Source organism: Pseudomonas kermanshahensis (assembly GCF_014269205.2).
In the GTDB taxonomy this organism is placed as follows: domain Bacteria; phylum Pseudomonadota; class Gammaproteobacteria; order Pseudomonadales; family Pseudomonadaceae; genus Aquipseudomonas; species Aquipseudomonas kermanshahensis.
The window spans coordinates 3,292,107-3,304,727 of sequence record NZ_JABWRY020000001.1 but is presented as its reverse complement, the minus strand read 5'-3'; the positions used below and the strand labels follow the sequence as shown (position 1 = coordinate 3,304,727).

General features: G+C 62.2%; 10 protein-coding genes and 1 pseudogene. 7 read left to right on the top strand and 4 right to left on the bottom strand.

Annotated features, from left to right (window positions below; genetic code table 11):
- The first annotated feature begins 169 nt into the window (after nt 1-169).
- From HU764_RS14990 to HU764_RS14960, 6 genes are all read left to right on the top strand, one after another.
- Nucleotides 170-1,021: an STAS domain-containing protein gene (locus tag HU764_RS14990; protein WP_186703388.1), complete on the top strand. Its 852-nt coding sequence runs from the start codon at nt 170-172 to the stop codon at nt 1,019-1,021.
- 4 nt (nt 1,022-1,025) lie between these two features.
- Nucleotides 1,026-1,388, top strand: coding sequence for an STAS domain-containing protein (locus tag HU764_RS14985; RefSeq protein ID WP_027596405.1), 363 nt, complete (start codon nt 1,026-1,028; stop codon nt 1,386-1,388).
- On the top strand, nt 1,385-1,789 hold the full coding sequence (locus tag HU764_RS14980) for an anti-sigma regulatory factor (protein ID WP_027596406.1): 405 nt from the start codon (nt 1,385-1,387) through the stop codon (nt 1,787-1,789). The genes HU764_RS14985 and HU764_RS14980 overlap by 4 nt, the downstream gene beginning before the upstream one ends.
- Nucleotides 1,780-2,649, top strand: a complete 870-nt coding sequence (locus HU764_RS27740; protein ID WP_225935659.1) for an ATP-binding protein — start codon at nt 1,780-1,782, stop codon at nt 2,647-2,649. The genes HU764_RS14980 and HU764_RS27740 overlap by 10 nt, the downstream gene beginning before the upstream one ends.
- Nucleotides 2,639-4,576: a response regulator gene (locus HU764_RS14965; RefSeq protein WP_186703387.1), complete on the top strand. Its 1,938-nt coding sequence runs from the start codon at nt 2,639-2,641 to the stop codon at nt 4,574-4,576. The genes HU764_RS27740 and HU764_RS14965 overlap by 11 nt, the downstream gene beginning before the upstream one ends.
- 531 nt (nt 4,577-5,107) lie before the next feature.
- Entirely contained in the window at nt 5,108-6,658 is a 1,551-nt protein-coding gene (locus HU764_RS14960; RefSeq protein ID WP_186703386.1) for a sensor histidine kinase, read from the top strand.
- Between the two features lie 36 nt (nt 6,659-6,694).
- On the opposite strand, the gene HU764_RS14955 is transcribed toward HU764_RS14960, so the two are convergent.
- Nucleotides 6,695-7,000, bottom strand: a complete 306-nt coding sequence (locus tag HU764_RS14955) for a hypothetical protein (protein ID WP_186703385.1) — start codon at nt 6,998-7,000, stop codon at nt 6,695-6,697.
- 232 nt (nt 7,001-7,232) lie between these two features.
- On the opposite strand from HU764_RS14955, the gene HU764_RS14950 reads away from it, so the two are divergent.
- Nucleotides 7,233-7,466 (top strand): hypothetical protein, encoded by a 234-nt coding sequence (locus HU764_RS14950; protein WP_186703479.1) that lies wholly within the window; start codon nt 7,233-7,235, stop codon nt 7,464-7,466.
- A gap of 49 nt (nt 7,467-7,515) precedes the next feature.
- On the opposite strand, the gene HU764_RS14945 is transcribed toward HU764_RS14950, so the two are convergent.
- The 3 genes and pseudogenes from HU764_RS14945 to HU764_RS14935 form a co-directional block, all read right to left on the bottom strand.
- Nucleotides 7,516-9,024, bottom strand: a complete 1,509-nt coding sequence (locus tag HU764_RS14945) for a TolC family protein (protein ID WP_186703384.1) — start codon at nt 9,022-9,024, stop codon at nt 7,516-7,518.
- A 38-nt stretch (nt 9,025-9,062) separates the two neighbouring features.
- Nucleotides 9,063-12,287 (bottom strand): annotated as a pseudogene (locus HU764_RS14940) (VCBS domain-containing protein); the annotation flags it as partial.
- Nucleotides 12,288-12,322: 35 nt separating this feature from the next.
- Nucleotides 12,323-12,565: a hypothetical protein gene (locus tag HU764_RS14935; RefSeq protein ID WP_217835008.1), complete on the bottom strand. Its 243-nt coding sequence runs from the start codon at nt 12,563-12,565 to the stop codon at nt 12,323-12,325.
- Nucleotides 12,566-12,621 lie beyond the last annotated feature (56 nt).

Below are 12,621 nucleotides of genomic sequence, written 5' to 3'. Positions count from 1 at the left end.
TTCGATTCGCAACGCGCCAGGCAAGCTTGGCCTAGAGTTAGCGGCACGTGCGATGGCGCAATGCAATTAATTGCCAGTCGCCACAACTATTTCCCTCGGCAAATGTCACTTCTCGGAGCCGGTACGAATTATGGGGCACCGGCCACGTATTTTACGGAGCTAACTCGACATGGCAGCACTGCAGAACAGTACGTTGGAAGCGATTGGCAGCAATCAGGCGCAGCTGCTGAGTGAGTGGCACGCCTCACTCGAAGCCAACGGGGCGACGCGTAATATCCGCGAGCAGGACCTGCGCCAGGAAACCCGTGAATTCCTCCAGTTGGTGGTCGATGGCTTGCGCAATGAAAGCGGCACCAACATTGCTGCCGAAGGCTGGGAAGAGACACGCCGCTTCCTCGAGAAGCTGTCTGCCAGCCGCGCCCAGGTGGGCCAAGAGTCCCATCAGACGGCATTCTTCATCTTTGCGCTGAAGGGCCCGCTGTTCAACTTGCTGCAAACCCATTACCGCGAGCAGCCCGCGCTGCTGGCCGAGCAGCTGTGGGAGATTTCGTCGCTGTTCGATGCCTTCGGCCTGCACACCATCCGCACTTACCAGAAGAATCGCGAAGCCGTGATCAAGCGTCAGCAGGAAGAGCTGCTGGAGCTGTCGACCCCCGTGGTCAAGTTGTGGGAAGGCGTCCTGGCGTTGCCACTGATTGGCACCCTGGACTCCCATCGCAGCCAGACCGTGATGGAGTCGCTGTTGCAACGCATCGTCGACACAGGCTCCGAGATCGCCATTATCGACATCACGGGCGTGCCAACAGTCGATACCTTGGTGGCCCAGCACCTGCTCAAGACCGTGACCGCCATCCGCCTCATGGGCGCCGACTGCATTATCAGCGGCGTGCGCCCGCAAATTGCGCAAACCATCGTGCACCTGGGCCTGGACCTGGGCACGCTGACCACCAAGTCCAACCTCGCCGATGCCTTGAAGCTGGCGCTGGCGCGCCTGGGTACCGCTGCTGGCGAGCGGGGCTGAGCCCATGGAACGAATCCCCATCTTGCAAATGGGCGAGTTCCTGCTGGTGACCATCCAGGTCGATATGCATGACCAACTGGCGCTGCGCCTGCAGGACGACCTGACCGATCGCATCGAACACACCTCGGCCCGTGGCGTGCTGATCGACATCTCGGCACTGGACATGGTCGACTCGTTCATCGGCCGCATGATTGCCACTATCTCGGGGCTGTCGCGCATCATGGATGCCGAGACCGTGCTGGTCGGCATGCAGCCAGCGGTGGCGATCACCCTGGTGGAGTTAGGGCTGACCCTGCCGGGTGTCAGCACTGCGCTCAATGTCGACCGCGGCATGCACCTGTTGCGCAAGCGGGTAGGCCACTCATGAGCCTTCGTGAGCGTGGCAGCCAGCCGGTACGCATCGAGCAGGACGTGGTGCTGGCCCGCCAATTGACGCGAAAAATCGCCAGCGATTGCGGCATGCGCCTGGTCGACTTGACCAAACTGGTCACCGCCGTCAGTGAACTGGCCCGCAACACGGTGGTGTACGGCGGGGGCGGTGACATGGACTGGGAGGTCATCGAAGAGGCCGGCCGCGTTGGCGTACGCCTGGTGTTCCGTGACGAAGGGCCGGGCATTGCCGACATCAAACTGGCCCTGACCGATGGCTGGACCTCGGGCGGCGGCCTGGGCCTTGGCCTGACCGGTGCACGACGCCTGGTCGACGAATTCGAGCTGGACACCGCGCCTGGGCAAGGTACCCGGGTAATGATCACCCGATGGATATGAGCCTGAGCGCAAGCCTGACCCAGGTGCTGCGCCTCGACGATGCCAGCCAGGTCGGGCACGCCCGACGTGTGGTGCAGAAACTTGCCGAACAGCAGGGCTTCGACGCCGCTGATGCAGGCCGGGCAGCCCTCGTCGCCACCGAGCTTGCCAGCAATGTGCTCAAGCATGCCGCATGCGGCGAGCTGCACCTGCGCGTGCTTGCCCATGGCGGCCAGCCTGGCATCGAGTTACTGACTGTGGACCGCGGGCACGGCTTCGACCTGGCCAACTGCCTGATCGATGGGTACTCCACAGGTGGCACTCAGGGTATCGGCCTGGGGGCTGTCAGCCGTCTGGCTCAAGTGTTCGATGTGCACACCGATGCACATGGCTCGGTAGTACTGGCGCGGGTCTACAAAGGAGGCACGGCCTTGCGCGGGATGTTCCGCCCGATCGTCGACATGGGTTCGGTGGACCTCATCTTTGAGGAGCCACACGGGCTGCCGAAGATGTATACCGATGACAAGAAGCTGGCGCAGATCCTGCGCAATTTCATCTCCAACGCGCTGAAGTTCACCACCCGTGGCGAAGTGCGGGTGTCGGCGCACTTGCAGGGCAACGACCAGATCCGCTTCGCGGTCAGCGACACAGGCATCGGTATCGCACCTGAACTGCTGGGCGGGCTGTTCGAAGACTTCGCCCAAATCGACTCGCCGCTACAGAAACGCCTGCGCGGCACCGGCCTCGGCTTGTCACTGTGCAAGCGCTTCGCGGCCTTGCTGGGCGGTGAAGTAGGGGTGGACAGTGTGCCGGGCGAAGGGTCGTCGTTCTTTGTCATCATCCCGCTGGCGCTGGCCCAGGAGAGCGCTGATGAACCCTGACATTCGCCTGCTGATCGTCGACGACAACGTCGCCACGCGTTATGCGCTGCGTCGCCGCCTGGCCCTGCATGGCTACCAGGTGCTGGAGGCGGGCACCGGTGGTGAGGGGCTGGCCATGATCGGCAGCGAGCAGATCGACGGGCTGATCCTCGACGTCAACCTGCCGGACATGAGCGGTTTCGATATCGTCCGGTTGCTGCGCGCGGACCCTGAGACTGCATTGTTGCCGGTGATTCACGTGTCGGCGGCGTCGATCCAGACCGGTGACATCATTACCGGGCTCGACGCCGGTGCCGACGCTTACTTGGTGCATCCAGTGGACCCGGATGTGTTGGTGGCGACCCTGCGGACCTTGATGCGGGTGCGCGATACCGAGCGGGCGCTGCGCGCAAGCGAGGCCAACTTTCGGGAAATCTTCACCAATGTCTCAGCACCCATCGCCGTGCTCGATGCCGAGCTCAAGGTGCATGAGTGCAACCATGCATTCGCCCAGCTGACCCAAGACAACCGTAACCCCAAGGCGCTGCAGGAGTGCTTTGTCGACGGTCAGCAAACCGCCATCGCCGCCTTGCGCCAGCACCTGGCCGCTGGCCAGCGCTGGCGTGGCACGCTGGGCATGAGCGTGCACGGCCAGCCACGGGACACCGAGTGGCAGCTTTCGCCCTACCGAGCGCCAGGGTTCTGCCTGGTGTTCGTCGAGGACGTCACCGAACACCGCCACCGCGAACGCTCGCACCTGGCACGCCTGGATGACGCCAACACCCAGCTGGCGCGAGAAATGGCCCAGCGGGCGCAGACCGAGGCGCAACTGCTGCAGTTACAAAAGATGGACGCCTTGGGCAGCCTGACAGGGGGGATCGCCCACGATTTCAACAACCTGCTGACCGGCATCATCACCAGCCTGGAGCTGATCCGCAAACGGGTGGCGCAGAACCGTCTGGAAAAGATCCCGAGTTACGCAGACGCCGCGCTCAGTTCAGCCATGAGCGCCGCTTCGCTGACCCACCGGCTGCTGGCATTTGCCCGTCAGCAGCCGCTGGACACCCGCCCGGTGGACATCAACGAGCGCGTGCGCTCGCTGGAAGAGCTGATCACCCGCACCATCGGCGAACGGATCGTGCTGGTATTAGAGCTTTCCAGCGAGCCGACCATCGCCCTGGTCGACCCGATCCAGCTAGAGAGTGCGGTGCTCAACCTGGTGATCAACGCCCGCGATGCCCTGGCCAAAGGCGGGCATATCTGGGTCAACACCGCGGCGAGCTGGTCGCATGGCAACCCTTACCTGCAGGACGGCCCCTATGTGGCGGTGAGCGTGCGCGATGATGGCGGCGGCATCGAACCGGAGGTGCTGGAGCGGGTGTTCGACCCGTTCTTCACCACCAAGCCGGTAGGCCAAGGGACCGGGCTTGGGCTATCGACCATCTATGGCTTCGCCCGCCAGTCGGGTGGGCATGTGTCGATCTGCAGCGTGCTAGGGCAGGGGACCGAGGTGACGTTGATGTTGCCGGCCAGCAGCCACCAGGTCACCTGTGAGGCACAGGTGCCACAATTGGACCAGCGCGGCGCTGGCGAGCATGTGCTGGTGGTCGAAGACATGGCCTCTGTGCGCCTGTCGGTGGCAGAAGTGCTTGCTGACGCGGGTTATCGCTGCACCCTGGCCGAAACCATCGAGCAAGCGCTGGACCACCTGCGCGAAGATGCCGACATCGAGTTGTTGCTGACCGATGTCGGGCTGCCGGGCATGAGTGGCCGCGAACTGGCCGACATGGCGCGTACTTACCGCCCAGGGCTGCCGGTTTTGTTCATGACCGGTTATGCCGAGACCGCGCTGGATCGGCAGGCGTTTCTGGACACTGGGATGGACCTGTTGATCAAACCGTTCCAGATCGGTGATCTGCTCGACAAGGTGCGGCTTAACCTTGGCTAGCACAAGTCGAACAACTCGATGCGCGGTCATGACATAAAGGGAATTTAAAGTTGGCATGAAAATCTCATGCTTAACCGTTATGCGACCCATCCTGTCGACCTGTAAACAACTTCCCACGCCAAAAAGAGCATAAGGGGGCTTCATGAGTTGTCTGATTTGCGCTGGACATGCTGATTCCGTCGAATGCCCGCTCGGGTGGGAAGAGCGACGCTGCTCGCAATGCGGGTGTTACAGAATGTCTCAATCACTCATTCTAGTGATGATGGAGGAGGGTCAGATTTTCGATACCGAGCGCATGCGGGCGTGGCTTGCCGCCCGGCGAGAGGAGGTATCCATACCCTCTATCGAACACCATCAGGCCATCTTGGTGAGTTGAACAGATGAACTGCCATGTGTTCGGCGTGCATGAGCGGCGGGGTTAGACTGATTTCGTTGTTGCATCAGGGCAATGCGCGGTGTAAACCACAGTGCTGACGCACTGGCGAAAGCGCTTCAGCGTGCATCTTTATCTCGTTTCTGGAAATAGTCCCCATGCAGCATCAATCTCCCGACGAAACCATTCGCGCCGCGCTGCAGAAGTCGCATGCCAGGCTGCGGCGGCAGCACGAACTGGTCGTCGAGTACGGCGTCATGTCACTGAAGTCGTCTAACCTGGATGCGCTGCTGACGCTGGCGTGCGATGTCGTGGCCAAGGGCATGGAGACGCCATTTGCCAAAGTGCTCACGCCCATAGCGGACAGCGACGAGTTTTTGCTGTCCCATGGTGTGGGTTGGGATGAAGCTGACATCGGGCATGCCACGGTGGGCGGGGACATCGCCAGCCCCGCAGGCTATGCCATTTCCACCTACCGGCCGGTGCTGTCCAACCACCTGGGCCAGGAGCAACGCTTCAGAACCCCCTCACTGCTTAAAAAATACGGCATCGAGCGTGCGATCAACGTCCCCATTCGCGGGCCATCCGCCCCGTTCGGCGTGCTCGAAGCCGACAGCAGCAATGGCGAAGACTTCATCGAAAGCGACCTGGTGTTCCTGGAGGGCATTTCCAACGTCATCTCCATGGCGGTCGAGCGGATTTCTGCAAGCTCGGAGATGCATTCGTCCGACCCTTATTCGGAGAGCGTGCTCAACGCCAGCCCCGATTGCGTGAAGATCCTGTCCGCGAGCGGCGACATAGAATTCATGAACGATGCCGGCATGTGCCTGATGCACATCGGCGACCTGGCCCAGGTTCGCGGTGTGGCGTGGTCGCAGCTCTGGCCTGACGAATCCCGAAACCTGGTGCTGGAAGCGATCAGTAAAGTCACAGGCGGCGAGTCGACCCGGTTTGAGGCCTTTTGCCCAACCCAACATCACGAGCCGAAATGGTGGGACGTGACGGTTGCGCCCATTTTTGGCGAGCAAGGGGACTTTCAAAAGATGATCGCTGTTTCACGCGACATCACCGAGCGACGTCATCATGAAGCCCAGTTGCTGTCGTTGATCGACGCGCAGAACATCAAGCTGAGCAAAAGCGACCTGTACCTGGAAGAAATCCATCACCGGGTCAAAAACAGCCTGCACCTGGTCAACACGTTGCTGTTGCTGCAGGCGAACATGGCCCAGGATGAAGCGGTAAAGCTGCAGCTTGAGACGGCGGCGACTCGGGTATTGACCATCGCCAGCGTGCATGAGCGGCTTTATCAGAACGCTGAGGCCCAAGCCGTGCGGGCCTGTGACTACCTTGCGGCGTTATTGGGGGATTTGGGCAAAGCCTTGGCCGAGCGCAGAATCTTGCTCAACGCGGACACGTTCGTCTTGCCCGCCGAACGGATGGCGCCTCTGGGTTTGGTGATTTCCGAACTCATCACCAACGCCTTGAAGTATGGCAAAGGCACGGTGGAAGTCAGCGTGAGTGGCCAAGGGGATCATGCGCTGATCACCGTAACCGACGAAGGCGATGGTTTTCCGGAGTCTTACCCAAAACCAACGGGTACCGGCCTGGGTATGCGTTTGGTCAAAAGCTATTCGGGTTATGGCAACCAGGCGATCACAGTTGACCGTGCGCAAGCAAAAAGCACGATCCATGTGCGTTTCAAACTTTAGCCCCAGGGCAGTAGTGCAACCCCGGGGCCAAAGGCATCAGCGGTCTTCATCCCGTTGCTGAGCATCCCCGTGTTCGGCCTGGCCACCCATACGGCCCTTGTCGGCGGGGTCTTGGCGGTTGGCTTGGTCAGTGCCGGGCTGCCCCCCTTGGCGCCCTGTGTCAGTTGAGCGATCCCAGTCCTTGTTCATCTTGTCTTCAGGTTTCTGTCCTGGTTGCTGGCCGCCTTTCTGTTTGTCGGGCATGTCGCCCCCGGTACCCTGGCCGCCTTTCTGACCGGCATCGCCGGCACCGGTATTGGCGTTGCCGCCTTGGTTTGCACCCCAGTCTTGATTGTTCGCCATGACTGCATACCTCTGTTCACACACAGGAAGGTCTGTGTTCAGTTGTGACTTCGAGGCAATCTTGGCTGGTGCATTTATTGTTGGGGATTCTGACAAAACGCCTGAACAACCGCCGGCCCGGTATTTATGGCTCCAATAATCCTAAGCTTTTTGGGTTTAACCTCATTCTTTGCATGAGCCAGCTTGAGTCTTTCCCATATGCAGACTAATACTAAAGAACTGCCGGAGAGGGCTGATCATGCACATGCGCTTCGTTGTGGTTCCCGCGGTACCTCGCCATAAAGAGATCTTTCCTCGGCGCATTGGTTTTCCCAGTGCCTTGGGGGAGGGCTATGACCTTTACGATACGCAAGAAAAGGTGCGTCTCAGCCTGAGCTTTTCGACACGCGCCGAAGCGGAGTTCGAATGTGCGTGCCGCAATGAGTTCCAGGGTAACGATGACGCTAACTTCGTCGGAATTGGATGAGCGCATGCAGAAACAGGCAAGTCTGCCTGTTTCTGCATCAATGTAGGCCTTATTGGCCGGCGGCCAGCAGGTTGTCGCGGGTCTGTTGCTCAACGGTGTTCTGGATCTCGCGAGCCAGGGCTTTTACATCATGCTGGGCAATTTCCTTGGGCATGACCTGGAACCCGATCGAGTTGTACAGCCGGCCCCAGGCAGCCTGGGCGTCTGAGTAGGCCGCTTCGCGCTGGTAACGTGACAGCAGCAGGCGGCCTTCGGCGCGGATCAGTTCCAGTTCGCTGCCCAGCGCGGCACTGCGCGACGACTGGGCGTAGTTGAGCAGGCTCTGGTCCACCCGCAGGCTTTCGTCGGCAAACTCCACCTCCTGGCGCGCCAACTGGTAGCGCAGCAGGCCAACGCGGACCTGGGTGAGGATCGCCATCGACAGGGCCGTGCGGCGCATGTCGTCGGTTTTTTCCTGGCTTTTCTCCGCTGCGGTGATGTCCGGGTACTGCAGCAGGCGCAGCAGGTTCATCGAGACATTGATACCGGTCTGGTTCCAGTCGCTGTTGTACAGGTACTTGTTGGAGTCGTACTCGTAGCCATAGTTGAAACTCACGTTAGGCCACAGCTGGGCCTTGGCGATCTTCAGGTCGTTCATGCTCACGCGTTTGCGGTACCACTCTTCCATGATTTCCGGGCGGCGTTCCAGTGAAAGGCGCTCCAGTTGCTCGACGTTGCTTTTCAGCAGCGGCAGCGGCGGTTCGCTGGTATCGGCCAGGACCATGCGGGTATTGGGCGGCAGCGACATCAGCGCGGCCAGTTCGGCGCGGGCGAACTCCAGGTCCTGGCGGCGAACGGTGAGCATATACACCGAATCGAGCAGGGCGCGCTGGTAGGCGAGGATGTCCTGGCGTGGCAGCAGGCCTTTGCCCTCGGCTTCCCGGGCCGCCGTCAGGGCGCGGTGAGTACGCATCAGCAGGCCATCTACCTCGGGTAGCAGGCGCTGCGCGCCAAGTGCGCGCCAGTAAGCGTTGCGCACGTCCTGCAACACATTCTGCGCGACCTTTTCACGGCGCTCTTCGGCCATCAGCATCTGGTCATTCTTCTGTTGCGTGCGGAAGTAGGCGACCCCGAAGTCCAGCAGGCTCCAGGACAGCCCTAGGCTGTAAAGGGTGCGGTAGCGCTCTTCGGAGGTAGACGGGCGCAAGCTGACCTGGCGGTCCTCGATGCCGATCGATGTGCCACCGGAATCGTTGTTACGCCCGGCGTAACCGGCCGAAGCGACCAGGCGCGGCAGCATCTCGTGGCTGGAGACATCGCGCAGGTCCGACGCCAGCGCGCTTTCCAGCAGCTTCAGGCGGTAGTCGAGGTTGTACTTCAACGCCCGTGCCGAGGCTTCGTAGAAGGTGATCGGCCCGTTCACCGGCTCCTGTTCCTTGTACATCCGCGCCTGGTCTTCGATCACCCGCTGGCGCATTTCGTCCTCGGTGAAGGGTTTGGGTTCGAAGGCCGAGCAGGCGCTGAGCAGGATGCTGACAGCGGTGAAGGTGCTCAGGCTTTTCAATGTTGATACTGACATAGGCAGTCCTTGATCCTTCCGTGAAATAGGCATCAGCTTCATGGGGCATTGCTGCCGCGGCGTTGGGCGGCTTCGCGCAATTGCGCACGGAAGCCGCGCGCAGGCTGTGGCGGTTGCTCCGGTGGCGCCACCATGTCAGTGGGCACCGGTGCCCACAGCGAAGGGTCCGGCAGCAGGCCATCGGCGGTCAGGCTGATGACGCCGTGGCGGCCGTCGACCCAGTTCTGGTCCTGCGCGCTGCCGCGCCGGCTCTCGGCCACTGCGCGGGCAACGAACTGGCCATGGACCTGGCCAAGTTGGCTGCCAAGCGACTGGCTTTCGATTTCGGGCGTAGCGAACAGGCGCACATCGCTGCCGTCGGCGCCCCAGGCGGACAGCGTCAAGGTTTCTTCGACCCGCTCCACTACCGGTGCGACGAAAATCGCTGGGGTCACGTCTGGCAGTGGCTGCGACGACAGCCCGGCGTGGCTGTCGCGGTCCACGTATGGCCCTGGCGGGATGTAAGGGGTGGAGATATCCAGGGTGATGGTCAACTGGGCCTGGTCGGTGGCTCCTGCCAGGTCGCTGAGCGTGTAGGTGAAGTAGTCCTTGAGTACCTGCCCCAGGCCGGCCGCCGCCAGCACGTCGCGGTTGCTCAGGTCGATGGTGTAGGTGTAGCTGCCATCGGCGTTCAGCACCAGAGTGCCGTACTGGCCTTTGATGGGCTGGCCGATGACGCCGACATTGCCGCTACCGGCCTCTTGGCCGCTGCGGATGCCGGTCACGCTCAGCCCGTCGCCGCCGTCTACATCGCTGTCATTGGGCAGCACGTTACCGCTGGTGTGCGGTGCCGGCACCTGATCGCTGGCGGTGTTGCTGTCGTCGCGGGCCACCGGGTTGTCGTTGGCGCCCTGGATGGTCACGGTCAGGCGGGCATCGGCAGTGATGCCTGCAGTGTCGCGCATGCGGTAGGTGAACACCTCCCGCAGCGATTCGCCGGCGCTGCGCATGGCCTGCACGGTGGGGTTGGTATTGTCGACGATATATTGGTAGCTGCCGTCGGCAGTGATCAGCAGCGTGCCATAGAGACCCTGCAGCACCTGCCCGGCAGACGCGGTCTGGCCATTTTCGCCGGTGTATTGCAGCACCGTCTTGGTCTCGCCGTACTGCACGCCGTCGACATCGGTGTCGTTATCCAGCACGTTGCCGCGGGGGTCGACGCCAGCCGTGCCGTTGTTCACGCCGCCGGCCTCCACTGCGATAGCGGTGTCGTCGTTGGCCACGGGGTAATCGTTGCGGCCGTCGATGGTGATGGTCAGCAGGCCGTTGGCAGTGCCGCCCCAGAAGTCGGCCAGCAGGTAGGTGAAGTTGTCTACCAGGGTCTGGCCGCTGGCGCGCAGTTGCTGAACGGCCTGCAGGCTGTTGTCCAGCACGTAGCGCCAGGTGCCGTCGCCATTGAGCGTGAGGTCGCCATACTGGCCGCGCAGGGTTTGCCCGACCAGGCTGGCATTGCCCGGCAGCGGGCCGTCGCCACTCCAGAACGCCAGCACTTCGAGGGTTTCCGGGAACAGGATGTTGACGGTGTCCGGGTCGCTGTCATTGTCCATCACGTTGCCGCTGGGGTTGCTGCCCGGGAGGGTGTTGTCGACGCCGCCGGCCTCGACGGCCAAGCCCTGGTCGGGGCCGGCAATCGGCGGCTGGTTTTCGCCGCGGATGAAGACGGTTAAGGTCGCGGTATCACTCAGCCCGCCGCCGTCGGTGACTTGGTAGGTATAGCGCTGGATGACGAAGCCCAGCGGGCCGAGGGCAATGATGTCGGGGTCGTTGGAGTTGACCACGAAGCGGTAGCTGCCGTCGGCGTTGAGGGTGAGGGTGCCGTAGTTTGTGGTGACGGTGGCGCTGCCGGTCAACGGGTCGAGGGACGGGTTGTTGCTTTCTTCGCCCAGGCCCACGGCGGTGACCACTTTGCTGTCGTTGGCATCGACATCGGTGTCGTTGTTCAGCACATTGCCGGTGGGGTTGCGCCCGCCGCTGCCATCGTCGTCCACCGCCACGGCGTAGGCGAAGTCGTCGTGGGCCACTGGGGTGTCGTAGCGGCCTTCGAGGGTGATGTTGATCTGCGCTTGGGCGGCGGCGCCGTCGGTGTCGTGCATGCGGTAGGTGAACGTTTCGCGCAGTTGCTCGCCGGCCTTGAGCGCCTGCACGGTGGCCAGGCTGTCGTTGACGGTGTAGACGTAGTTGCCGTTGGCATCGATGCTCAGGGTGCCGTAGGTGCCGGCTACCAGGGTCGGGCCCGCAGACACCTCAATGAACGTGCCGCCCGCGGCGAGGGTGCCCAAGTAGATGCCATCGACTGTCTTGCTGTCGCCAGCATCGACGTCGCTGTCGTTGCTCAACGCGTTGCCGCTGCCCTGCTGGCCAGGCGTTGTGTTATTGGTGCCGCCCGCTTCGATGGCAATGGCGTTGTCATCGGCTGCGACGGGGGTGTCGTTGCGGCCATGTATGACCACGGTGAAGGTGGCCGTGACGACTTTGCCGTTGCCATCGCTGACGCTGTACTGGAACACCTCGGTCAGTTGGTCGGCATCGGTGCGCAGGGCCTGGACCGCAGCGTTGCTGTTGTCCACCACGTAGCGGTAGTTGCCTTGGGCATCCAACACCAGGCTGCCGTAGTTGCCGGCCAGTGCTTGGCCCGGTGTGCCATTGATGCCATTTGGGTTGACCACGGCGCTGACGATCAGGGTGTCGCCATCGGGGTCGGTATACGCGCTGCGGATGCTGCCGCTTGGGTCGAGCCCCGGCTGGCCGTTGTTCACCCCACCGGCCTCGATGGCGTCGACCGTGACCGGGTTGACCACGGGTGGGTCGTTGACGCCGGTGACAGTGATCACCAGTTGCGCCTGATCGGTCAGGCCACCGCTGTCGTGAATCTGATAGGTAAAGATCACGTCCAGGCTCTGCCCAGCCGTCAAAGCAAGGAGGGTTGGGTCGGCGCTGTTGACTTCGAAGGTGTAGCTGCCGTCCTCATTGAGGATCAACTGCCCGAAGTTGCCACTGATCAGGCTGTTGTCGGCCAGGCGGCCAACCGTACCGGTGATAGTGGCCGGCGCGCCGTTGGCCACTGGGGTAAGCGTGCCACCAGTGACTTCCAGGCCGCTGCGCACGCCATCGACCTTGAGCTGGGTCGCGGTGGGTTGGTCAAGGTTATCGACGTCCGTGTCGGCGCCCACGCCGCCATCGCCAGTGATTACGTTACCGCTGGTGTTTACTGGCGCCGGGCTGCCGATGGTGATCATCTGCGCCAGCCCGGTGTCGCATGCTAGGTGAACGTTTCGCCGTGCTCGTCGACGGCCACCGGCTGCATCAGGCTGTGAATGAGGTCACCAGTTGGTCGCTTGGCACTGACCTGGCCGCCGAGGGTGCTGCCGTCGGTCGATCGCTCAGGGTGTGTACGATGGTGCCTCGACCAGCGTGGCCTGGACACCTGCCGTGGCGTTGCGTCGATGACGTAGCGGTAGCTGCCGTGGGACTGCCGAAGTGGATGCCATCGACTGTCAGGCATTGTCGCCAGCATCAACGTCGGATGGGTTGCTTGCGCTTTCGAGCCAGGCTGGGGCC

Coding starts and splice junctions, on each gene's coding strand:
- HU764_RS14990 (WP_186703388.1), top strand. CDS start 170: ATGGCAGCACTGCAGAACAGTACGTTGGAAGCGATTGGCAGCAATCAG.
- HU764_RS14985 (WP_027596405.1), top strand. CDS start 1,026: ATGGAACGAATCCCCATCTTGCAAATGGGCGAGTTCCTGCTGGTGACC.
- HU764_RS14980 (WP_027596406.1), top strand. CDS start 1,385: ATGAGCCTTCGTGAGCGTGGCAGCCAGCCGGTACGCATCGAGCAGGAC.
- HU764_RS27740 (WP_225935659.1), top strand. CDS start 1,780: ATGGATATGAGCCTGAGCGCAAGCCTGACCCAGGTGCTGCGCCTCGAC.
- HU764_RS14965 (WP_186703387.1), top strand. CDS start 2,639: ATGAACCCTGACATTCGCCTGCTGATCGTCGACGACAACGTCGCCACG.
- HU764_RS14960 (WP_186703386.1), top strand. CDS start 5,108: ATGCAGCATCAATCTCCCGACGAAACCATTCGCGCCGCGCTGCAGAAG.
- HU764_RS14955 (WP_186703385.1), bottom strand. CDS start 7,000: ATGGCGAACAATCAAGACTGGGGTGCAAACCAAGGCGGCAACGCCAAT.
- HU764_RS14945 (WP_186703384.1), bottom strand. CDS start 9,024: ATGTCAGTATCAACATTGAAAAGCCTGAGCACCTTCACCGCTGTCAGC.
- HU764_RS14935 (WP_217835008.1), bottom strand. CDS start 12,565: ATGCCTGACAGTCGATGGCATCCACTTCGGCAGTCCCACGGCAGCTAC.